Source organism: Prevotella sp. 885, assembly GCF_002265625.1.
In the GTDB taxonomy this organism is placed as follows: domain Bacteria; phylum Bacteroidota; class Bacteroidia; order Bacteroidales; family Bacteroidaceae; genus Prevotella.
On sequence record NZ_NOVE01000018.1, the window covers coordinates 1 to 23,645 of the forward strand.

The window sequence follows — 23,645 nt, forward strand, 5'->3', positions numbered from 1 at the left end:
ATGTGAAGTGTTCGTCGAAGTGTGGCAGCAGAAACTCCGGTTAGAAATTTCTGCTGCAAAGTTATTGAATCAAAAAGCGGTTTGAGAGTTTATCCGAATCTTTCCGTCGCCCAAGGAATGATAAGGAATCAATCAAGGAATACAGTCTCTTTTCACTTGAAAAACAGCCTGAATATGATTGCAGACAGCCTGATTATAACTGCAAATAGGGCATAAGAAAGAGGGAGCATCAAAACTAAAAAGTCCGTATAATCTCCCGACTTTCCTCTTCAGACAAATGCCTTTGGCTTGTTGTCGAAGAAGCAATATGCTCCCAATGCTGAAATAAGGTTCATGATAAAGTTGCTTACAGATCTATTCTGTCATAGAATGCACACCCTCATCATAACTGTATTTTGCAAACTGAAAAAAAATCATTACATTTGCAGCCGTGTTTTATAATCACGATAGTTTTTTATACATCTAATATATATGATAAGACAGAATCTTCGGTTTGCCGTTTTCGGCAATTCCTTCCAACCCCGCAAGTCGCATTCCATATTCCGCGTTCTGGCTTTCCTTGAGAAGCAGGGATGCCAGGTGGAGTTCGACCGTTCGTTTTATGATTTCCTTCAGGAGAACCATGACCTTGACTTGGGGAAATACGCTACGTTTGAGGGTGACGACTTTGAGGCTGACTATGTCTTGTCGATGGGTGGTGACGGCACTTTCCTGCAGTCGGCCGTGAGAGTGGGGGAGAAGCAGATTCCGCTTGTGGGCATCAATATGGGACGTCTGGGCTTTCTGGCTGACGTGCTGCCTGACGAGGTGGAGGAGGCGCTGGACGCCGTGTTAAAAGGCAACTATAACATTGAGGAGCATACTGCCATCCGGATTACGACGGAGGGCGGCGACTTCGAGGGTTGTCATTACGCACTTAACGACATTGCCGTGCTGAAGCGTGACGTGGCTTCGATGATAAGCATCCGCACGCATGTGGACGGCAGCTTCCTCGTCAACTATCAGGCTGACGGCCTTATTGTGACGACGCCGACGGGTTCGACGGCTTACTCGCTTTCCAACGGCGGACCGATCATCGTGCCGCAGACGCGCACGCTGTGTCTGACGCCTGTGGCCCCGCATAGCCTAAATATCAGGCCGATAGTGATAAGCGACAGCTCGGTGGTGAGGCTGGAGGTGGAGAGCCGGTCACACAATTATCTGGTGGCTGTGGACGGCAGGAGCTATACGATGCACGAGGGTTCGACTGTGACCATATCGAAGGCGCCGTTTATCACGCGCATCGTAAAGCCCAACCACAGACGCTACTTCGCGTCGTTGCGGGAGAAGATGATGTGGGGCGCGGACAAGAGATGATTTAGGAATTATCCGAACAACACTCTGAGCGCTTCTTCCACTTTCTTTACGGGGTGTATGCGGATGTTGTATTTCTTTGGATTTATGCTTGTGACGTTGTAAGCCGGGAGGATGATGTCCGTGAATCCCAACTTCTCGGCTTCGGCTATTCTTTGCTCTATGCGGTTGACGGGTCTGACCTCGCCGCTCAGTCCCACTTCGCCTGCCATGCACCATCCCGGCTCAATGGCTGTGTCGACGTTGCTGGAGAGTACGGCGGCTATGACGCTTAGGTCCATGGCGAGGTCGGTGACCTTCAGTCCTCCTGCAATATTGATGAAGACGTCTTTCTGGATGAGCTTAAATCCTACGCGCTTCTCGAGTACGGCAAGGAGCATGTTGAGGCGTCGCTGGTCGAATCCGGTGGCGGCTCGTTGCGGCGTGCCGTAAGCTGCTGTGGACACAAGGGCCTGCGTCTCCACGAGGAAGGGACGCACGCCTTCGATGGCGGAGCTGATGGCTATGCCGGAGAGTCCTTCATGGTCTTGCGAGAGGAGCAGTTCGGAAGGATTGGTGACCTGACGGAGTCCGGTCTGCTGCATCTCGTAGATGCCCAGTTCGGATGTGCTGCCGAAGCGGTTCTTTATGGACCGGAGGATGCGATACATGTAATGCTGGTCGCCCTCGAACTGTATGACCGTGTCGACGATGTGCTCAAGGATCTTGGGTCCGGCGAGCGTACCCTCCTTATTGATGTGTCCGATAAGGATGACGGGTGTGCCGGTGGTCTTGGCGTAACGGAGCAGGGTGGCGGCGCACTCCCTTACCTGCGAGATGCTGCCGGGGCTGCTCTCCACGTCCTCGGTGGAGAGAGTCTGGATGGAGTCGATGACCAGGAGTTCGGGTGCCACTTCGCGTGCGCTCTCCAATATTTTCTGAAGGGAGGTCTCGCAAAGGATGTTGACATTGTCAGGATCGGACGTCGCATCGTGAGCCCTGCCGCGCAGCAGACGCTCGGCTCTCATCTTGAGCTGATGCGAGCTTTCCTCTCCGCTGACGTAGAGTATGCGCTTGTCGGGAATGTTGAGGACGGTCTGCAGGGTGAGAGTGCTCTTTCCGATGCCCGGTTCGCCTCCGAGCAGCACGATGCTGCCCTCGACCAGGCCTCCTCCTAACACACGGTTGAGCTCGGCATCGTGCATGTCGATGCGGTTGTCGTCCTGCGCCGGTATTTCGCTCAGCTTTATGGGACGGTTGTGAGAGGCTGCTGACGATGATGTGTGCGTGAAGAGTCCGGACGAGGATTTCGCGGACGAAGCGGAGCCTAAGTTTATCTCCTTGAATGTGTTCCATTGGCCGCAACTCGGACACTTGCCTATCCATTTGGCAGACTCCTGTCCGCAGTTGCTGCATACGTATGCTGTTCTTGTTTTTGCCATATGTACAAAAGTAAGGATATTTTTCGTAGTTACAAAATTTATTGTTACTTTTGCTTTATGAAAAAATCCATATTATATATGCTTGCTCTTTGCTTTCTCGTGGGATGCGGAAAGTCTTATGAAGAGCAGAAACGAATAACGAAGGCGGAACGCGACAGGCTGCATCAGGAAGACCTGCGTGCGCTACACGTGGCTGTATTGCCTACACTTGACTGTATGCCATTGCTTGTGGCGAAGGAACGCGAGATGTATGATACGGCACGGCTGGACTTCCGTCCGCGCTTCTTCCATGCCCAGATGGATTGTGACACGGCTTTCACGGGACGTAGCGTGGAGGGAATGGTGAGTGACCTTGTGCGTACGGAGCGTATAAGGCGTGAGGGTACGGAGGTCAGCTATCTGACATCGACGAATGCCTATTGGCAGCTCCTCTCCAATCCTAAGGCGCGTCTGAAGCGCATCGACCAGTTGGGCGACAAGATGGTGGCGATGACTCGTTATTCGGTGACGGACCGTCTGACGGACTTGGCGCTAAAGAATCAGAAGCTTTCGTCCATAGTGTTCAGGGTGCAGGTGAACGACGTTTTCGTCCGCCTGGATATGTTGCGCAATAACGAGATGGACGCCATGTGGCTGACCGAACCTTTGGCTACGGTGGCACGTACGATGTCGGCTCCCGTGCTCTTCGATACGCGTAAGGACGACCTGAGGATGGGCGTGATTGTCTTTCGTGGCGACGTCATGAAGGACAAGCGCAGACAGGGACAGGTGAAGGAGCTGGAGAAGGCTTACAACGCTGCATGCGACTCGCTTAACCGTTTCGGACTGGCTCATTATCAGGATATTATGGAGAAGTATTATAAGATGGACGCTAAGACCGTGAAGAAGATACCTTCCATGAGATTCAACCGCATAACCAAACCTCGCAGCTCGGATATCGAGGCTGCCAACAAAAAAGACTGACCTCTCTTATGAAGCCCACAATAGAACAGACCATCCTTGTCCACCAACGTGTGGGTAAGGCTTTGAGCATGCTGGAAGCGCGTATGGCGGATCTTGGCATAACGGAGTTTCTGGACGAACTGCACGACGTGCGTGACGACTATGACCGCATGGCTGACAGTCTCTCGCAGGGACAACGTGATCCGAGCGGAGGAAAGCTGTATGCCTCCCTGCTGAAGCGTACGTACAGACTATATAATAATGTGCGTCTCTCGTCAATCATTCGTAAATATCCTGTGCTGACGTATTGCCGCAAGGCGGCAGAGAAGACCGTGGGCGCGGGCGATGTGGCGTCGGTAAAGGCGTCGTTGGAAGGCTTCGTGCAGGACCTTGCCATGCAGACGCTTTTCTCAGGAGACAGTCAGGAGGCTGCCATTGCCGGCATCTACGCCAAGCACCAACGCTATATGGACGCTCTCTTCGGACACATCCTCGTGTCGTGGCAATGGACGAGCAAGATGCGCATGGAATATGCCGAGCTGTTGGCGTCGCCAACGGTGGACCAGAACGACGGCATGCTGATAGTAAGCGGAGTGACGCTCTCCCTGATGCAGGTGTTTGACGTGAACAAATGGATGCTCCTGCATGACGTGTATGTGTACAATCCTTCGCAGCAGCTTCGCCAGCGTGCGCTTGTGGGAATGGTGCTGACCGTGCCCGACATGCGCTCGGAGAAGTTGTTCGGCGAGGTGGAGGACGCCATAACCGGAATGATGGAGAACGCCGACAGACGTAAGGAACTGCTGGAGACGCAGATACAGCTGTGCTATTCGGCAAGTGCAAGGACGGACAGCAACGAGATACAACGCGACATTCTTCCTACGCTCAGCAAGGAGAGCCGGTTGGACATCACGAAGAACGGAATAGTGGAGAAGGACGATGCTACCATAGACGACATCCTCAATTCGGAGGAACGCGACCAATCTATAAAGGAGATAGAGGACAAGATGTCCAGGATTATGGACATGCAGAAGAAGGGTAGCGACGTATATTTCGGAGGCTTCTCAAAGATGAAGCGCTTCGGATTTTTCAGCCAGATAAGCAATTGGTTTATGCCGTTCACGGTGAATCATCCAGACATTTCCGGGGCTTCCATGCTTGGCAAATATCCCGGCATAAAGGGAATGTTGATGAACGGACCTTTCTGCGATTCGGACAAGTATTCGTTCTTCCTCTCGTTGTCAGCCGTGGTGGAGAAGTTGCCGCCGAACATCCTTGAGATGCTTGCGAGCAACGACGGGCCTGTGACAGCCATGCCAGAGATGAGCAACGTGGACCGCGGGTCGGCGATGTACGTCCGTCGTATGTATCTGCAGGACCTCTATCGTTTCTTCGAACTTTATCCCAACCGCATCTTCGCCAATCCTTTTGAGGCAAAGGCTGGAGGCGCTTTCCGTGGATTCTTCTTCGCCAACATTTTCTTCCGTGGCATGAAGGGTGACGAGACAGCACAGCTTTCACGTTTCCTTTTCAAGCGCAAGCGTCCGGATCTTGTGGCGTATATGTTAGGCGAATGCAGGGACGCAGCCGCTCTTTCCCTCGACGAGCAGAAACTCCTTGCACATTCATACCTTCGTCTTGGTGACATAGAGAAGGCGCGTGTCATCTTCTCTTCCATCCTTGAGAAGGGTGGGGAAGACGCTGCTGCCATAAAGGGAATGGCAGACTCGCTCTTCCTTCTCAGACGTTATGCCGAGGCTGCCAAGCAGTATGCAAGGCTGACCGTTATGGACGGGCGGAACATCAGCCATCAGCTCCATTTGGGACTGGCGCTTGTTAATGGTGGGGACGTGAAGGAGGGAATGGCTACGTTATATAAATTGTATTATGAGCATGACTCCGACCTTAACGTAATGCGAGCTATGGCATGGGGATATCTGGCTGACTGTAAGCCGAAGGAGGCAGACTCTCTGTACGAAAAACTCTTGGCACTTGCCGGAGAAGACCGCATCCTGCCGACAGACCTGCTGAATTCGGGTTACGTGAAATGGATTGTCGGCAACGTGAAGGAGGCAAAGGAAAGAATGGGCAGGTACTTGGCGGCATTCCCTGCAGGAGAGGCGCCTTCCCTGGAAACTGAAATGGCAAATGACCGCGACATCCTCTCTCGCAACGGCATAGAAGACTACGTTGTGGCGATTATGCTGGACGGACTGGATGGTCAGAAATAAAAACTAAAAAAAGCGCTGTAAGTCTTTGTGACCTACAGCGCTTATACCGTAAGTGACAATGGGTTCGGAAGCTAACGCCTTTGCCGCTTACACAACAATTAAAATTTAATTTTATCCTAAGTATTTCATCAGAATCTTGGCGTTGCCGCTGTCGCGCAGCTTGGCAATGCTCTTCTCTCTGATCTGGCGTACACGCTCACGTGTAAGTCCGAGCTGGTCGCCGATTTCCTCCAGACCCTTCTCATGACATCCTATGCCGAAGCATTCACGGATGATTGTTATCTCGCGGTCCTTCAGCACCTTGTTGAGCACGGAGTTGAGCTCAAGCGCCATCGACTCATGGTCGACGTGGCGGTCAGTACGGCTGTCATCACCACTCGGCATAACGTCCAGCATACAGTTGTCCTCGCCGTCCTGGAAAGGAGCGTCGATGCTGACATGGTGTCCGTCTGCCATAAGGCTCTGTCCGATTTTCTCCTCCTCAATCTTCGTAGCGTCCGAAAGCTCCGAAACAGACGGGGTGCGCTGGTTCTCCTGCTCGAACTTGTTGATTTCGTGATTAATTTTGTTAAGCGATCCAACCTGATTGAGCGGCAGTCTCACAATACGGCTCTGCTCGGCGATGGCCTGAAGAATGCTCTGACGAATCCACCATACAGCGTACGAGATGAATTTGAATCCACGGGTTTCGTCAAACTTCTGAGCGGCCTTTATCAGTCCGATGTTGCCCTCATCAATAAGGTCGGTAAGGGAAAGTCCTTGGTGCTGGTATTGCTTAGCTACAGAAACGACGAAGCGGAGGTTAGCGGTTACGAGTTTGTCTTTGGCGCGTTCTCCTTCCGGACCGCCCTTCTTGATTTTCTGTGCCAACTCTATCTCTTCGTCGATGGAAATCAGGGGAGCACGTCCTATCTCAACAAGGTACTTGTCCAATGCTTCACTAGAACGATTTGTAATGCTCTTTTGAATCTTAAGTTGTCTCATTTTGTTTACCTAAAATTTTCTAACGGCGTGAAATTCTAAATTCTTGTTTTCGAATATACCGAAAATCTTTGCAAAGATACGTTTTTTATTTGAATGGAGCAAGTTTACGCCCTTTGATTTTTATAATCTTAACATATCTGTCTGTCGGTATATTTAGTCTTAATGTCCTTATAATAAAAGAAATTGCATAAATTTGGCAGAAAGATAGATTTTTTTTACCTTTGCAGCCAATGTGGACGTACACCGAAGCAGAAACGCTGGTTTTTGTTTTCGGAGGACGTAACGCTATTAATTGAAAATCTAATTTTAAACATACAATGTCAAGCAAATTTGTAGAGCATAAGGGTCTTGATCTTACTAAGACCAACAACGACGTGCTGTCAATGTGGGAGAAGAACGACATCTTCCACAAGTCTATTGATGAGCGTGAAGGTTGCCCTCAGTTTATCTTCTTCGAGGGACCTCCATCTGCTAATGGTCATCCCGGCATTCACCACGTGCTGGCTCGTTCCATTAAGGATACTTTCAACCGATACAAGACCATGAAGGGTTTCCAGGTTCACCGCAAGGCTGGATGGGACACCCACGGACTTCCCGTGGAGCTTGGTGTGGAGAAGGAGCTTGGAATTACCAAGAAGGACATCGACAACAAGGCTTCAGAGAAGTATATCTCTACTGAGGAATACAACCATCGTTGCCGTGAGAACGTCATGAAGTTCACGGCTGAGTGGCGCGAGCTGACAGAGCGCATGGGCTACTTCGTTGACCTCGACCATCCCTATATCACATACGACAACAAGTATATCGAGACTCTTTGGTGGCTCCTCAAGCAGCTCTACAACAAGGGCCTGCTCTATAAGGGCTATACCATCCAGCCGTATTCGCCGGGTGCAGGTACGGGTCTTAGCTCGCACGAGCTCAATCAGCCCGGTTGTTATCGTGACGTGAAGGACCTCACCACCACAGCCCAGTTCCTCATCAAAGATCCTAAGACAGAATGGACAAAGTGGGGCAAGCCTTACTTCATCGCATGGACCACAACTCCGTGGACCCTGCCTTCTAACGTGGCACTCTGCGTTGGTCCGAAGATTGACTACGTGGCCATCGAGACATACAACCTCTACAACGGCGAGCCGATGACGCTCGTTATGGCTGAGCCTCTCGTGGGTTCTTACCTCAAGGCAGACCAGGAGTGCAAGGAGGGCGACCTTCTGCCGTTCGACAAGGACAAGAAGGTGTGCCCATGGCGCGTGGTTGACCACATGAAGGGTACGGAGCTTGAGGGTCTGCACTACGAGCAGCTCATGCCGTGGGTGAAGCCTTGCGAGAAACTGGACGACTTCGCTCCCGCTTTCGTAACAGAATATGCAGCAGCTCATCCTGAGAAGGTATTTACTTCTGAGGACGGACGCGACAAGTTTGTGGAGATGGAGGAAGAGGCATTCCGCGTAATCCTCGGCGACTACGTAACTACGGACGACGGTACGGGTATCGTACACATCGCTCCTACCTTCGGTGCTGATGACGCCAAGGTGGCAAAGGACGCCAATATCCCTGCTCTTTACCTTATTAATAAGAAGGGCGAGACACGTCCTATGGTTGACCTCCAGGGTAAGTTCTACTCTATAGAGGAACTCGACAACAACTTCGTGGCAGCTTGCGTGGACAAGGAAGCATACGGCCATCATGCCGGCGACTACGTAAAGAACGCATACGACCCGAAGTTTAACGTGGACGGCGTTTGGGACAAGGCTGCTTCAGACAAGGCTGAAGACCTCAACATCGTGCTTTGCTACGAGCTGAAGCAGGAGGGCAAGGCATTCAAGAGCGAGAAGCACGTACACAACTATCCTCATTGCTGGCGTACGGACAAGCCGATTCTCTACTATCCGCTTGACAGCTGGTTTATCAAGGATACAGCTTCTAAGGAGCGTATGGTGGAACTCAACAAGACCATCAACTGGCAGCCCGAGAGCACAGGTACGGGACGCTTCGGCAACTGGTTGGAGAACCTCAACGACTGGAACCTCTCACGCTCACGTTTCTGGGGCACTCCGCTTCCTATCTGGCGTGACGCAGACCGTGGCGAGAAGTGCATCGGTAGCCTTGAGGAACTCTATGCAGAAATAGAGAAGGCCGTGGCTGCTGGCGTAATGTCAAGCAACCCGCTCAAGGATAAGGGCTTCGTACCGGGCGACTACAGCCAGGCGAACTATGACAAGGTAGACCTCCATCGTCCTTACGTGGACAATATCGTCCTCGTGAACGACGAAGGCAAGCCTATGTATCGTGAGACCGACCTGATAGACGTATGGTTCGATTCAGGTTCGATGCCTTACGCACAGCTCCACTATCCGTTCGAGGGAGAGATGGCACGCGGCACAGAGGAAGACCGTCAGGCGCTTATCCATAGCACATACGAGGGAACAGCCATCCCGCCTAAGTTCTATCCCGCCGACTTCATCAACGAGGGCGTCGACCAGACACGTGGATGGTTCTTCACACTCCATGCCATCGCCACTATGGTGTTCGATAGCGTAGCATTCAAGAACGTTATCTCTACCGGACTTGTGCTCGACGCTAAGGGCAACAAGATGAGTAAGCACGTGGGCAATGTCACCAATCCTTTCGAGATGATTGACAAGTACGGAGCCGACCCCGTACGCTTCTATATGATGACCAATAGCGAGCCGTGGGACAACCTCAAGTTCGACCCGAATGGTGTGGACGAGACACGTCGCAAGTTCTTCGGTACGCTCTATAATACATACAGCTTCTTCGCCCTCTACGCTAATGTGGACGGCTTTGACGCAAAGACTCCGCAGGTGGAGCTGGCTAAGCGCCCGGAGATCGACAGATGGATTCTCTCTTCACTCAATACCCTCGTGATTGGTGTAGACCGTGAGCTTTCGTCTTATGACCCAACACGTGCAGGCCGCCTTATCGACGCTTTCGTAAATGACGACCTCTCTAATTGGTACGTACGTCTCAACCGTAAGCGTTTCTGGGGTAAGGAGATGAGTGAGGACAAGCTTAGTGCTTACCAGACTCTCTATATCTGCCTCATGACCGTGGCAAAGCTTCTCGCTCCGTTCGCTCCGTTCTATGCTGACGAGCTCTATCACGACCTTGGCGGCGAGCTTGAGAGCGTACACCTCGACAAGTATCCCGTGGCTGACGCTTCAGCCATCGACCACGACCTTGAGGAGCGTATGGCTATCGCACAGAAGATTACGTCTATGGTGCTCGCCCTGCGTCGTAAGGTGAATATCAAGGTGCGTCAGCCGCTGCAGCAGATTATGATTCCTGCCGTGGACGCTACACAGAAGGCACACATCGAGGCTGTAGCCGATTTGCTCCGCAACGAGGTGAATGTCAAGGAGGTGAACTTCATTGAGGGTCAGGGTATTCTCGTCAAGAAGGTAAAGTGTAACTTTAGGGTTATGGGTAAGAAGTTCGGCAAGCTTATGAAGGGCGTTGCCGCTCAGATGTCTGCCCTTGATCAGGATCAGATTGCCGCCTTCGAGAAGGCAGGAAGCATCACACTCAATGTGGAAGGTCAGGAGGCTCTCGTAGACGTGACCGACGTGGAGATTATCTCTGAGGATATCCCCGGATGGCTCGTTTCAAACGACGGCAATCTTACTGTTGCGCTTGAGGTGGAGCTCACTCCCGAACTCAAGAAGGAGGGTATGGCACGCGAGCTTATCAACCGCATCCAGAACATCCGTAAGGATAGCGGACTGGAGATTACGGACCGCATCCGCGTGACACTCGCTCCTAACGAAGAGACTGACGCTGCTGTAGCTGCCTTCGCAGACTACATCAAGGGTCAGGTGCTTGCCGACGATATTGTCGTAGCTGCCAACGATGGCGCTCCGGTAGAGTTCGACGGCTTCACACTCAACATTACTGTAGAGAAGAACTAAAATCTTACTAACTCAGATATAAGTTTCGCATGCCCCAAGAAAGCATGCGAAACTTATTCATTAATCTAACAAAAACAAGTCTATGGCAGAAAAAACACGCTATTCTGATGAGGAACTCGAGGAGTTCCGTCAGATCATCAACGACAAGCTGGCTCTCGCACGCCGTGAGCTGAGCATCATGATGGGGCAGCTCAACAATTCTGACAATAACGGAGTGGACGACACATCGCCCACATACAAGGCCCTCGAAGAGGGAAGCGCCTCACAGTCGAAAGAAGAGATTGCACAGATGGCAGGCCGTCAGCAGAAGTTCATTCAGGGACTTGAGGCAGCCTTGGTGCGTATTGAGAACAAGACATACGGCATCGACCGTATGACAGGCGAGCTGATTCCGAAGGAGCGTCTTCGCATCGTTCCTCATGCCACACTCAGCGTAGCGTCTAAAAATGCGAGGAAGAAGTAATGGCGGAAGCAAAACGCAGTAACACCCATTGGGGATGGATGGCGACGGCTCTGGTCTTCGCCATCCTCATTATCGACCAGATCATTAAGATTTGGGTGAAGACGCACATGTCCTTAGGCGAAGCCATACACGTTACAGACTGGTTCTACATCGAGTTTATCGAGAACAACGGCATGGCTTACGGTATGACTTTCATCAATAAACTTGTGCTCAGCCTCTTCCGCATGGTTGCCATAGGCTTCATCTCTGTCTTCCTGTATAAGGTTATACGAAGTGGCAGAAGCTTGGGATACATAACCTGCCTTTCAATGGTATTGTCAGGAGCAGCCGGTAATCTTATCGACTGTCTCTTTTATGGTCTCATATTCGAGGCTTCCACGCCATTCAGCATAGCTTCATTCACATCCTTCGGCGAGGGCTATTCAGAGTTCCTGCATGGCAAGGTGGTAGACATGTTCTATTTCCCGATTATCCAGACCACATGGCCCGACTGGATGCCTATGTGCGGAGGTCAGGAATTTGTGTTCTTCTCGCCCGTGTTCAACTTTGCCGATGCTTGCATAAGCGTTGGCGTCGTGCTGCTCCTCATCTTCTATCGCGCAGAACTGGAGGTGATGGGTAAGGTGTGGAAAAATCAGGAGTAAAACGTATATTAATGAAACATATTCTCATCATTCTTGCCTTCGTGGCATCCGTCCTTGCTACGGTCGGATGTAAGCCCTCCATTCCGAGGCAATACATCCAGCCAGATGTAATGGCGGAGATACTTTACGACTATCATCTTGCAGATGGCGTTACCACCATCTCCACTCCAGGCGACACCATAGCCTTGAGGGCGTATAAGGCCAATATCCTTGCCAAGTATAAGGTGACGGAGGCGGAGTTCGACTCGTCGCTTGTATATTATGAGCGTCACACACAGATGTTCGAGGATGTATATAAGCGCCTTACCGAACGCCTTAACGACCGTCTGGCTTCGCTTGGCGGAGGAGGATATGGAGGCTTTGCTGACCTCTCAGGCTCTGACACCACCAATCTTTGGCACGAGGCTTCACACTTCATCCTTACGCCATACGTGGCTGCCAATACCTACGATTTCGCTTTGAAGGCAGATACGTCATATTATGCCGGAGACCGACTTATGCTCGACTTCGACGCTCAGTATATCTTCCAGGACGGTATGCGTGACGCTTGCGCCGTAATGGCTGTCACATACGAAGGCGACAGCGTGGAGTATGCCACCAATCAGATAACGTCATCCTCGCATTATCATCTTCAGATTAACAACACGTCACACAAGCGCATCAAGTCTGTTCGCGGATTCTGGCTTATCAATAAGGGTACGTCGTCGAACGCCACATCAGCTTCCACTCTCAAACTTCTTATCGTGAGCAACATCAGACTCGTCAGAATGCATGTGGCAGAGCCTGCTCCAACGCAGGGAGCAAGTGGCGATTCGCTTCTTAAGGTTAATCCTGACAGCATAAAGCCAGTACAGAATCGCCTACGAAGACCAGGCGCAAATCCTTAGGCTTCATGAGACACGTAGCAGCAAGCATAGTTGTACTCACGGACGGTAAGGAGATGCGTCAGGCATGCGTAGACGTACAAGGAGAGGAGGTGACAGCCATACGTCCCTTGACACACGAGACACCCTTTACGGAGTGGTTCGGTGGCATCATCGAGTTACGCCAAGAAAATGGTATCCTTATGGCATATCGCGATGGTGAAATCATAAAAGAATAAAAATACTAAACCATTAATTTTAATACATTCATATTATTATGCTTAGTGTAAACGAACTTGAAGATCGCCTTATCGACCTCGCTTTTGCTGAGGATATCGGCGATGGTGACCACACCACATTATGTTGCATTCCCGAGACAGCCATGGGCAAGTCTCATCTCCTAATCAAGGAGGACGGCATCCTTGCCGGAGTGGAAGTGGCAAAGCGTGTATTCGCACGCTTCGACCCTGAGATGAAGGTGGAAGTGCTCATCGGCGACGGAGCACACGTTCGTAAGGGCGACATCGCCATGGTGGTTAGCGGTAAGGTGCGCTCGCTCCTTCAGACAGAGCGCCTTATGCTCAACATCATGCAGCGCATGAGTGGCATCGCCACTATGACCAACAAGTACGTGGAGCGTCTCAAGGGCACCAACACTCACGTCCTCGACACTCGTAAGACCACTCCTGGTATGCGCATGCTCGAGAAGCAGGCTGTGAAGATTGGCGGCGGCATGAACCATCGTATCGGACTTTTCGACATGATTCTTCTCAAGGACAACCACGTCGATTTCGCAGGAGGCATCGCAAACGCCATCAACCGTTGCCACGAATATCTGCGTGAGAAGGGACTTGACCTCAAGATTGAGATTGAGGTGCGCAACTTCGACGAGCTTCGTCAGGCTATGGAATGCGGTGGCATCAACCGTATCATGCTCGACAACTTCTCTGTTGCCGACACACGCAAGGCCGTAGAGATGGTGGCTGGACGCTTCGAGACAGAATCAAGCGGCGGCATCACTTTCAACACAATCCGCGACTATGCAGAATGTGGCGTCGACTTTATTAGCGTGGGTGCCCTCACACACTCTGTGAAGGGACTTGATATGAGCTTCAAGGCTTGCTAATAACCTCTTCCTACCCCCAACAACAAAATCTTATAATCATGAAAATTCTTAATAAGATACTTCGCGTGGCGCTTCCTTCGCTCCTCGCGCTTTCGTTTGCCGAGGCAGAGGCTTGTACAAACCTTATTGTAGGCAAGAAGGCGAGTGTTGACGGCTCCGTAATGGTGTCGTATAATGCTGACGATTATGGCATGTTTTCCGGACTTTGTCATTATCCTGCCGGCGTACATGCCAAGGGCGAGATGCGCAAGATATTCGATTGGGATTCTGGCGTCTATCATGGTGAAATTCCTGAGGCTCCCGTCACCTATAACGTCATCGGCAACATCAACGAGTATCAGCTCTCCATCGCCGAGACCACGTATGGCGGACGCGAGGAAATGATTGATACTACCGGTATTCTCGACTACGGATCGCTCATCTACGTTGCTCTCCAGCGTGCCAAGACAGCACGTGAGGCGATAAGCGTAATGACTTCTCTCGTTGAGAAATATGGTTATTGCTCAAGTGGCGAGACATTCTCCATCTGCGACCCTAACGAGGCGTGGATAATGGAGATGATGGGTACGGGTCCTGGCAGCAAGGGCGTAGTTTGGGTGGCTATGCGTATTCCTGACGATGCCATCTGCGCTCACGCCAATCAGAGCCGTATCGGCAAGTTCGATATGAAGGACAAGAAGAACGTGCTCCATTCGAAGAACGTCATTTCTTACGCACGTAAGATGGGATGGTTCAGCGGTAAGGATGCCGACTTCTCTTGGAAGAACACATATGCTTTCCCTGACTTCTCAGGTCGTCGTGCATGTGACGCTCGTGCATGGAGCTTCTTCAATCGCTTCAAGAAGGGCTTCGATCGTTATCTGCCTTGGGCTCTTGGCAAGGACCCCAACGCTGAGGACATGCCGCTTTGGGTGGTTCCTGACCGCAAGCTTAGCGTTCACGACGTAGAGATGGCCATGCGCGACCATTATGAGAACACACCTATGGCGCTCGATTCTGCCAATATAGGTGGTGGTGTCTATCAGATGCCTTATCGTCCTACGCCTCTTTCTTTCAAGGTGGACGGCAAGACCTACTTCAATGAGCGTCCTATCTCTACCCAGCAGACTGCTTTCACTTTCGTGTCGCAGCTACGCTCGTGGCTCCCGAGAGAGATTGGTGGCATCACATGGTTCGGCAACGACGACGCCAACATGGTGGCTTACACTCCGGTATATTGCAACAATACGGTAGTGCCCGAGTGCTATAACACTCCTGGTGCAGACGCCGTGACTTTCTCAGACAAGAACGCTTTCTGGGTGTGCAATTGGGTGAGCAATATGGTTTATCCGCGTTACTCGCAGCTCTTCCCTGAGCTTCAGGCTGTTCGCGACAGCCTTGAGGCAGACTATTTCGCTCGTCAGGGCGAGGTGGAGAAGCACGCTCTCGAACTTTATGGTTCAGATAAAGCTGCTGCTGTGGCTTACCTCAACGCTTACAGCAACGACAAGGCTCAGCAGATGCTTGCTCATTGGCGCGACCTTGCTACTCTCATCATCGTCAAGTATAACGATATGGCTGTGAAGCGCACCAAGGACGGAAAGCTCACACGTTATGTTGACCGCCCCGGATATCCTGAAGCTTTCGCAAAGAAGCTCGTAAAGGAAACGGGTGACTGGTACGAGTCGAAGTAATAAGAAAATAAAAAGAAACATTTATAAACAAAAACAGCATAATCAAGTATTCGGTCTGTAAATGAATACTGATTATGCTGTTTTTGTTTTTTTGATATTGGCCTGACCGTTGTAAACCTTCACAACATTAGAATGGCGCTACGTCTACTGGACCTCCTAATGGAGCATCAGTATTGATATCGTTAAAATCGTTGAATGATGTCAAGTCTGAACCGTTAAGCTTGCTGCCTATAATTTCAGAACTGTCTGCAGCATCGGGTATTTCGGGTGAGTTTCGTTCTGGATCTTGGAAGCGCGTGAACTGTCCCTTGAAAGTGAGTAGAACGTCACCTGTGGCTCCCTTACGGTGCTTGGCTATGATGATCTGAGCCATTCCTCTAAGGTCGTTTCCTTTCTCGTCTGTAAGAATGTGATAGTACTCGGGACGATGTACGAAGAGTACCATGTCGGCATCCTGCTCGATGGCTCCAGACTCGCGGAGGTCAGACAGCTGTGGACGTTTACCTTCAAGTCCTTCACGGTTCTCAACAGTACGATTGAGCTGTGATAGGGCAAGGATGGGAATGTCAAGCTCTTTGGCGAGTCCCTTCAGCGACTGCGAAATCTTCGATACCTCCTCCTGACGGCTACCGAACTTCATGCCGTTGGCATTCATGAGCTGTAGGTAGTCAATCATAATTATCTTTACGTTCTTCTCTCTTACCAGACGTCTTGCCTTTGTGCGTAGCTCGAAGATGGAGAGACCAGGTGTGTCGTCCACATAGAGTGGGGCACGCTGGAGCTGTTGTATGTTCTTGTCGAGACGTTCCCATTCGTCTTTCGTGAGCTGTCCGTTAAGCATCTTGCTACCCGGAATCTCGCATACGTTAGATATGAGACGGTTGACGAGCTGTACGTTGTTCATCTCGAGGGAGAAGAAAGCGATGGGGGTGTTATAGTCCACGGCGATGTTCTTGGCGAGGGAGAGGGCGAATGACGTCTTACCCATGGCAGGACGTCCTGCGATTATGACAAGGTCGGAACTCTGCCATCCGCTCGTCTTCTCGTCCAGCTTGGTATAGCCAGTCGGTACGCCCGTGAGACCTCCTGAATTGGCGGATGCTTTCTGAAGAATGTCGATGGCTTTGGTGATAACCGGACTAACCTGTGTGTAGTCCTTCTTCATATTGCGCTGCGAGAGTTCGAAAAGGCTTCCCTCAGCCTCTTGCATCAATTCTTCTACATCGACGGTCTCGTCGAACGCCTTTGTCTCCACCACGCTGGCATATGAGATTAGCTGACGGGCAAGAAACTTCTGTGCGAGGATGTGGGCATGATACTCAATATGTGCGGATGACGCCACGTGAGAGCTGAGTTCCACGATGTAAGGAGCACCGCCTACGGCCTCAAGAGTTCCCTCACGCTGAAGCTCGTCCACCACCGTCATAATGTCAACGGGGTGCTCGTTCATGCTGAGGGTTTGGATGGCATTATAAATCTTCTGATGTCGGGGCTCGTAGAATGTTTCTGGACGTAGAGTCTCCGAAATCATGGAGAAGGCATCCTTGTCAATCATAAGAGCGCCGAGCACCACCTTCTCGATGTCGACAGCCTGCGGTTGCTTGTGTCCGTACGAGCTGTCGAAAGCCTTTGAAGTGTTCTTGCTGCGCGGCTTGTCAGATGGTGTGTTTGGCATAGGCATCATGGTGTGTTTAGACGTTCAACTTGTTTTTTTCGGGGAATACCACGGTAGGGCGAAAATGTTTGGCTTCCTCGAAATCCATCAGAGCGTAGGAGATAATGATGACTGTATCGCCGATTGCCACTTTACGTGCTGCAGCTCCGTTAAGGCAGATACATCCTGATCCGCGCTCGCCCTTGATGATGTATGTCTCGAAGCGTTCGCCGTTGTTGTTGTTGACAATCTGGACTTTCTCTCCTTCTATCATATTGGCGGCGTCCATCAGATCTTCGTCGATGGTTATGCTTCCCATATAGTTTAAGTTGGCCTGTGTCACCTGCACACAATGCAACTTAGACTTTAATACTTCAATCATCATATTGGTTGTGTATGTGTCGTGTGTTGTCTGTTATTATTTCTTATATGTGATATGGTCGATGAGTCGGATTGGTGTGGCTCCGCAATATACTGTTATGCAGCCTACTATGTAGGGGCTTTCGTTCCAGTCGGTTACGTCCTGAAGAGTGTTGCCGTCAACGATGGAGAAGTATTCAACTTCCAGTCCGTCCACAGCATTGATTTGCTCCACCACCCAGTCATGTGTCTGGCTGACGTTGTGGTCTTCAGCGTACTTTTTGCTGGCTGTAAGTGCCTCGTAGATTTTTGGGGCAATGGCACGCTCGTCGTCCTTGAGAAGTGTGTTACGTGAACTCTTCGCCAGGCCGTCCGCTTCACGGATAGTAGGACACTCTACAATGTGGACATTAAGTCCGAGATCAGCCACCATGGCCTTGATGACTGCAATCTGCTGCCAATCTTTTTCGCCGAAATATGCATTGTCTGGGCGAACGATGTAGAAAAGACGTGACACAACCTGGCATACTCCATTGAAATGTCCGGGTCGGTGTGCTCCCTCCATTACTGACATAACGGAAGGATAAGAGAACGTACGGCGGTCTTCCTGAGGGTACATCTCGCTTACGGATGGTGCGAAGACGTAGTCGGCGCCGCAGCTCTCGAGCAATTCGCAGTCTGCGTCAAGTGTGCGCGGATAGCGGTCGAGATCGTTCTTGTCGTTAAACTGTGTTGGGTTGAGGAATACGGACACCACGGTTACTCCGTTTTCGGCTACACTACGCTTTACAAGTGAAGCGTGTCCGCCATGAAGGGCGCCCATCGTAGGTACCAGACCAACTGTCTTACCTTGTTTACGAACCTCAAACAACTCATTCTGAAGTTCAACAATACTTCTGAATAGTTTCATCCTATTTCTTATTTTTTATATGATAACCAAACCGGTTATCTGTGGTTATAACTCAATACCTAAAGTTGCGCAAAGTTAGTAAATCCCTTTCATATGACAAACTTGGCAACTTTCGTTAACTTATTTTAATAGACTCAAGAAAGTCAGCTACGATGTAGCTACTGCCTCCCACGAAGACAAAATCGTCCGGTTGGGCATCGTCTAAGGCTGCACGATAGGCTTCAGTTACACTACCGTATGTCTTGCCTTTCAGTCCATGTTCTGCGCCGTATTCAATAACTTTGGTTTCGGGGATGGCGCGGTGTGTGGTGGCTTTGGTGAAGTAATATGTGGCGTTCTTGGGAAGGAGCGTCATGACGGTTTGTATGTCCTTGTCGTCCACCATGCCGAAGACCATACGTAGCTGACGGCATGGTACGCCTGCTATCTGGCGTGAGAGATATTGCCATCCTCCTACGTTGTGTCCTGTGTCGCAAACCACGAGTGGGGAGCGTTGGCAGATCTGCCATCTTCCCATGATGTGGGTATTGGGGCAGACATCGGCAAAGCCTTGGGGAATGCTGTCCGCATGACGAATGACGCCGTCTTGGAGCAGACAGGTTACGGCATGGAGAACCGTGTTGGCGTTTTTTGCCTGATAATATCCTCCAAGACCGTAATGTATGTGACCATAGTGAGATGATAGGAACGACATAGTTCCGTCCGACTCTGTCTGTGCTTTTGTCACTTCTGGAGTGTCCTCGGCAAAGGTAATAGGAGAGGAGAGTTGTTCTGCCTTTTGTGTGAATACTGGGCGTGTCTCGGGATGATTCTCTCCTATAACTACTGGAACGTTAGGCTTTATAATTCCTGCTTTCTCGCCGGCTATCTTTGCGAGTGTATTACCAAGGAACTGTGTGTGGTCAAGGCTGATGTTGGTGATGACAGAAAGGATGGGGGTTATGATGTTGGTACAATCGAGTCGTCCTCCAAGTCCAACTTCGATAACAGCAATATCAACCTCCATGTCGGCGAAATACTTGAATGCCATGGCTGTAGTCAGTTCGAAGAAGGATGGATGGAGAGGCTCGAAGAATGAGCGTTCCTCCTCTACAAAGCGTACCACGTAGTCTTCGCTGATGGGTTCCCCGTTTACGCGGATTCGTTCACGGAAGTCTACGAGATGTGGAGATGTATAAAGTCCAACCTTATAGCCATCCGTCTGAAGAATGGATGCTATTGTGTGTGAGCATGATCCTTTGCCATTGGTGCCGGCTATATGGATGGTCATGAAATGACGATGAGGATGATGGAAGTGACGGTCGAGTTCTTCTGAATTGAAGAGGCCTTCCTTGTATGCTGATGCTCCAACCTTCTCAAACACGGGTGTAGCGTTGAAAAGGTATTCCACGGTTTGCTGATAATTCATCATAAATACTTAATTGCTAAAAAAAGGTCTCTTGCTTCTACTTGCTTGAGAGTAGCAACAAGAGACCCTTGGGTGGTATGTAAAGGTTTGCCCTTTAGTTGAAATAATTCTTGAATCGGTCGAATATAGACTTCTTCGTCTCCTTGTCGCCCTTGAAGTTGTCGCTATTCTTGAAAGACTCGATGGCCTTCTTTTCATCACGTGACAATTCTTTTGGAACGTAGACGCTTATGTTGACAACGAGGTCGCCCTTGCCGCTGCCGTATCCTTCAACAGCTGGCAGACCCTTTCCTCTGAGACGGAGTGTCTTGCCTGGCTGTGTTCCGGGCTCAATCTTAATCTTTACCTTGCCGCCATCTATGGTAGGTATCTCTACGCTGTCGCCAAGAACGGCTGTAGGGAAGTCGAGCAGGAGATTATATATAAGGTCGTTGCCGTCACGTACAAAGGTGTCGTTAGGGAGTTCGGTAATATATACCTGAATGTTTCCTGTAATACCGTTATGTTGTCCTGCGTTACCCTTACCTGGAACATTAACCACCATGCCTTCAGCTACGCCTGCAGGAATCTTTATCTCGACAACTTCCTCGCCCTTAACGACTCCGCTACCGCCGCATTCCTTACACTTGTTCTTGATAATGGTGCCTTCGCCATTGCATGTGGGACATTCAGACTGTGTCTGCATCATGCCCAACATGGTGCGTACGGTACGTGTAACGACGCCGCTTCCATGACATGTCGGACATGTTTCAGAACCGCTGCCGCCCTCTGCACCCGTGCCTTTGCAATGTGTGCATGTGACATCTTTCTTGACTTTGAATTTCTTGGTTGTACCTGTGGCGATTTCTTCCAATGTGAGCGCCACCTTGATACGAAGGTCTGCTCCGCGATACTGCGGTTTCTGACGTTGACCGCCACCGAAGCCGCCACCAAATCCTCCAAATCCGCCGTGTCCTCCGAATACGTCGCCGAACATCGAGAAGATGTCGTCCATGGAGAATCCGCCTCCGCCGAATCCTCCGCCTCCGAATCCTCCGCCAGGAGCGTCAAATCCGAACTGGTCGTACTGTTGACGTTTTTGTGGATCGTGTAATACGTCATATGCTTCGGCAGCTTCCTTAAACTTCTCTTCTGCCTCTGCGTTACCAGGATTTCTGTCGGGATGGTATTTGATGGCAATTTTTCGGTAAGCCTTCTTTATTTCGTCGTCTGTTGCCGTCTTGCTGACGCCAAGCACTTCATAATAATCTCTTTTAGCCATTGTCTGAAATGATGTCGTTAAAAACGATGTTGGTGATTTATTGTCCTACTGCCACTTTTGCGTGACGGATTACTTTCTCGTTAAGCTGGTATCCTGTCTGAAGACAATCTATCACTTTGCCTTTCTTGTCGTCACCCATGCCCGGAACCATTGCCACAGCTTCGTGAAAGTCGACGTCGAAGTCTTTCCCTTCTGTCTCGATTTTCTTTACGCCCAACGACTCAAGAGTCTTGCGGAACTTGTTGAAGATAAGCTGCATTCCGTCTTTTACTGCTTGTGCATCGTCAGTATTGTTGGCGAGAGCACGTTCAAAGTCATCAAGTATGGGGAGTACGGCGCAAACTGCTTTTTCGCTGCCGTTGAGCACCAACTCTGTCTTTTCCTTAAGTGTGCGCTTCTTGTAATTGTCGAACTCTGCCACAGTACGCAGATACTTGTCTTTGAGCAGCTCTATCTGCTTGTTGGCAACATCGAGCTGTTCCTCAAGTGTAAGTTCTTCCTTTGTGTCGTTATGTTTCGCTTCGTTGTTTATGTTTTCGGAAGTTTCCTTCTCATTAATGTTCTTGTCATTAATTTCGATTTCCTTTTCTTCGTTCTTGTTACTCATAATAATATATTTTTTTCTTAGCAATCAGCAAATATCTTGCCAATTGATAAATATAGCCTTAATATGGGTATTTGTTATGGTGCGTATGGTCGCAAATAAGGAGGCTATGACAAAATGCCATAGCCTCCCCATGCGATTTGGAGCATTCATAGTGTAAATGAATATGCTGCTTACTTGTTATACATCTTCTCCTTGAGGGCCTTGATCTCGTCGCTGTAGATATAGTCGTCGTAATCCATGAGCTTGTCAATGGTTCCGTTCGGAGTAAGTTCTATGATGCGGTTGGCGACGGTCTGTATGAACTCGTGGTCATGGCTGGAGAAGAGAATGTTGCCCTTGAATGCCACCAAATTGTTGTTGAAAGCCTGGATGCTCTCAAGATCGAGGTGGTTCGTTGGTGTGTCGAGAATCAGACAGTTTGCGTTCTTTAGCTGCATTCTTGCTATCATGCATCGCATCTTCTCGCCTCCTGAGAGCACGTTCACCTTCTTCATTACTTCCTCACCAGAGAAGAGCATGCGGCCAAGGAATCCCTTCATTACAACTTCATTACCTGGTCCGTACTGTGAAAGCCAGTCAACGAGGTTCTTATCACTTTTGAAGAATTCGGTGTTGTCAAGCGGAAGATAAGCTGTTGTGATTGTAACACCCCACTTGTATGTTCCGGCGGCAGCCTCTCTGTTGCCGTTGATTATCTCGAACAAGGCTGTCATAGCCTTAGGATTGTGGCTGAGGAATACTACCTTCTCGCCCTTCTCGATATTAAAGCTTACATTGTCGAATAGTACGGTTCCGTCTTCGTCTGTAGCCTTAAGTCCTTCCACTTCAAGTATCTGGTTGCCCGGCTCTCTCTCCATGGTGAAGATGATGCCCGGATACTTACGGCTTGAAGGACGGATTTCTTCAACATTAAGCTTCTCCAACATCTTCTTACGTGATGTGGTCTGCTTACTCTTGGCAACGTTTGCTGAGAATCGGCGAATAAACTCTTCCAATTCCTTACGCTTTTCTTCTGCTTTCTGTCGCTGGTTTTGAGCCTGACGGAGAGCCAACTGTGAACTCTCGTACCAGAATGAGTAGTTGCCTGCAAATACAGTAACCTTACCGAAATCGATGTCGACGGTCTGTGTGCTGACAGAATCAAGAAAGTGACGGTCGTGGCTGACAACGAGAACTGTCTGCTCTACGTTGCTGAGATATTCCTCAAGCCATTGTACTGTGTCGAGGTCAAGGTCGTTGGTGGGCTCGTCAAGAAGGAGGTTGTCGGGATTGCCGAAGAGAGCCTTGGCAAGCATGACGCGTACCTTCTCGTTATTTGAGAGTTCGCTCATCTGTTTCTCGTGCAGTGACTCCGGAATACCAAGGTTTGAAAGCATCTGGGCAGCGTTGCTCTCAGCCTCCCATCCGTCCATCTCTGCAAACTTAAGCTCAAGCTCTGCGGCACGGTTGCCGTCTTCTTCTGTCATTTCCGGCTTAGCATAGAGCTCCTCGCGCTCCTTCATATTCTTCCATAATGGTTCGTGTCCCATGAGTACCGTGTCAAGCACCCTATACTCATCAAACTTGAAGTGGTCCTGCTCCAATACAGACAAGCGTTCGCCTGGTCCAAGTTCGATGGAACCCTTGCTGGGCTCGAGGTCTCCGCTGATGGCTCTGAGGAGTGTTGATTTACCGGCTCCGTTAGCACCGATTACACCATAGATGTTGCCTGCTGTGAACTTCAGGTTTACATCCTTGTAGAGAACTCTTTTACCGAACTGAATGGCCAGATTCGTTACTGTTATCATTTTGTATTTGTATGATTAAATTTATAATT

19 protein-coding genes are annotated in these 23,645 nt (G+C 50.2%); 10 read left to right on the forward strand and 9 right to left on the reverse strand.

Annotated elements, in window-relative coordinates:
* Nucleotides 1–471: 471 nt before the first annotated feature.
* A complete protein-coding gene (locus CHL74_RS07290) occupies nt 472–1,356 on the forward strand; it encodes an NAD kinase (protein WP_094880507.1) in 885 nt (294 codons plus the stop codon).
* Between the two features lie 8 nt (nt 1,357–1,364).
* On the opposite strand, the gene radA is transcribed toward CHL74_RS07290, so the two are convergent.
* On the reverse strand, nt 1,365–2,774 hold the full coding sequence (gene radA / locus CHL74_RS07295; protein ID WP_094880508.1) for a DNA repair protein RadA: 1,410 nt from the start codon (nt 2,772–2,774) through the stop codon (nt 1,365–1,367).
* 78 nt (nt 2,775–2,852) lie between these two features.
* Here radA and CHL74_RS07300 point away from each other — a divergent pair, with 78 nt between their 5' ends.
* The gene (locus CHL74_RS07300; RefSeq protein WP_254923242.1) at nt 2,853–3,737 is read left to right on the forward strand and encodes an ABC transporter substrate-binding protein; all 885 of its coding nucleotides are present in this window, start codon (nt 2,853–2,855) and stop codon (nt 3,735–3,737) included.
* An 8-nt stretch (nt 3,738–3,745) separates the two neighbouring features.
* Nucleotides 3,746–5,947: a hypothetical protein gene (locus CHL74_RS07305; RefSeq protein WP_094880510.1), complete on the forward strand. Its 2,202-nt coding sequence runs from the start codon at nt 3,746–3,748 to the stop codon at nt 5,945–5,947.
* Nucleotides 5,948–6,058: 111 nt separating this feature from the next.
* Here CHL74_RS07305 and CHL74_RS07310 read toward each other — a convergent pair whose 3' ends face one another.
* Nucleotides 6,059–6,931, reverse strand: coding sequence for a sigma-70 family RNA polymerase sigma factor (locus CHL74_RS07310; RefSeq protein WP_094880511.1), 873 nt, complete (start codon nt 6,929–6,931; stop codon nt 6,059–6,061).
* Between the two features lie 317 nt (nt 6,932–7,248).
* On the opposite strand from CHL74_RS07310, the gene ileS reads away from it, so the two are divergent.
* From ileS to CHL74_RS07345, 7 genes are all read left to right on the forward strand, one after another.
* Entirely contained in the window at nt 7,249–10,860 is a 3,612-nt protein-coding gene (gene ileS, locus CHL74_RS07315; RefSeq protein ID WP_094880512.1) for an isoleucine--tRNA ligase, read from the forward strand.
* Between the two features lie 82 nt (nt 10,861–10,942).
* Nucleotides 10,943–11,323, forward strand: a complete 381-nt coding sequence (locus CHL74_RS07320; RefSeq protein ID WP_094880513.1) for a TraR/DksA family transcriptional regulator — start codon at nt 10,943–10,945, stop codon at nt 11,321–11,323.
* The gene (locus CHL74_RS07325; protein ID WP_094880514.1) at nt 11,323–11,967 is read left to right on the forward strand and encodes a lipoprotein signal peptidase; all 645 of its coding nucleotides are present in this window, start codon (nt 11,323–11,325) and stop codon (nt 11,965–11,967) included. The genes CHL74_RS07320 and CHL74_RS07325 overlap by 1 nt, the downstream gene beginning before the upstream one ends.
* 11 nt (nt 11,968–11,978) lie before the next feature.
* Nucleotides 11,979–12,854 carry a DUF4296 domain-containing protein gene (locus tag CHL74_RS07330; RefSeq protein WP_094880515.1) on the forward strand — a complete coding sequence of 292 codons (876 nt, stop codon included), beginning with the start codon at nt 11,979–11,981 and terminating at the stop codon, nt 12,852–12,854.
* Nucleotides 12,855–12,859: 5 nt separating this feature from the next.
* Entirely contained in the window at nt 12,860–13,069 is a 210-nt protein-coding gene (locus CHL74_RS07335) for a hypothetical protein (RefSeq protein ID WP_094880516.1), read from the forward strand.
* A 38-nt stretch (nt 13,070–13,107) separates the two neighbouring features.
* A complete protein-coding gene (gene nadC, locus CHL74_RS07340; protein WP_094880517.1) occupies nt 13,108–13,956 on the forward strand; it encodes a carboxylating nicotinate-nucleotide diphosphorylase in 849 nt (282 codons plus the stop codon).
* Nucleotides 13,957–13,994: 38 nt separating this feature from the next.
* A complete protein-coding gene (locus CHL74_RS07345) occupies nt 13,995–15,629 on the forward strand; it encodes a dipeptidase (protein WP_094880518.1) in 1,635 nt (544 codons plus the stop codon).
* 127 nt (nt 15,630–15,756) lie between these two features.
* Here the strand turns inward: CHL74_RS07345 and dnaB are convergent, their stop codons facing one another.
* The 7 genes from dnaB to CHL74_RS07380 all read right to left on the reverse strand — a co-directional run bounded on the left by dnaB (nt 15,757) and on the right by CHL74_RS07380 (nt 23,616).
* A complete protein-coding gene (dnaB, locus tag CHL74_RS07350) occupies nt 15,757–17,304 on the reverse strand; it encodes a replicative DNA helicase (RefSeq protein WP_254923243.1) in 1,548 nt (515 codons plus the stop codon).
* A 16-nt stretch (nt 17,305–17,320) separates the two neighbouring features.
* Nucleotides 17,321–17,668 carry an aspartate 1-decarboxylase gene (gene panD, locus CHL74_RS07355; protein ID WP_094880519.1) on the reverse strand — a complete coding sequence of 116 codons (348 nt, stop codon included), beginning with the start codon at nt 17,666–17,668 and terminating at the stop codon, nt 17,321–17,323.
* A gap of 33 nt (nt 17,669–17,701) precedes the next feature.
* Entirely contained in the window at nt 17,702–18,553 is an 852-nt protein-coding gene (gene panC, locus CHL74_RS07360; protein WP_094880520.1) for a pantoate--beta-alanine ligase, read from the reverse strand.
* A gap of 115 nt (nt 18,554–18,668) precedes the next feature.
* Complete coding sequence (locus tag CHL74_RS07365; RefSeq protein WP_094880549.1) at nt 18,669–19,961, reverse strand: bifunctional folylpolyglutamate synthase/dihydrofolate synthase; 1,293 nt, start codon at nt 19,959–19,961, stop codon at nt 18,669–18,671.
* A gap of 94 nt (nt 19,962–20,055) precedes the next feature.
* Complete coding sequence (gene dnaJ / locus CHL74_RS07370) at nt 20,056–21,222, reverse strand: molecular chaperone DnaJ (protein WP_094880521.1); 1,167 nt, start codon at nt 21,220–21,222, stop codon at nt 20,056–20,058.
* A gap of 37 nt (nt 21,223–21,259) precedes the next feature.
* Nucleotides 21,260–21,829, reverse strand: coding sequence for a nucleotide exchange factor GrpE (locus CHL74_RS07375; RefSeq protein WP_094880522.1), 570 nt, complete (start codon nt 21,827–21,829; stop codon nt 21,260–21,262).
* A 170-nt stretch (nt 21,830–21,999) separates the two neighbouring features.
* Nucleotides 22,000–23,616, reverse strand: a complete 1,617-nt coding sequence (locus CHL74_RS07380; protein WP_094880523.1) for an ABC-F family ATP-binding cassette domain-containing protein — start codon at nt 23,614–23,616, stop codon at nt 22,000–22,002.
* Between the last annotated feature and the right edge of the window lie 29 nt (nt 23,617–23,645).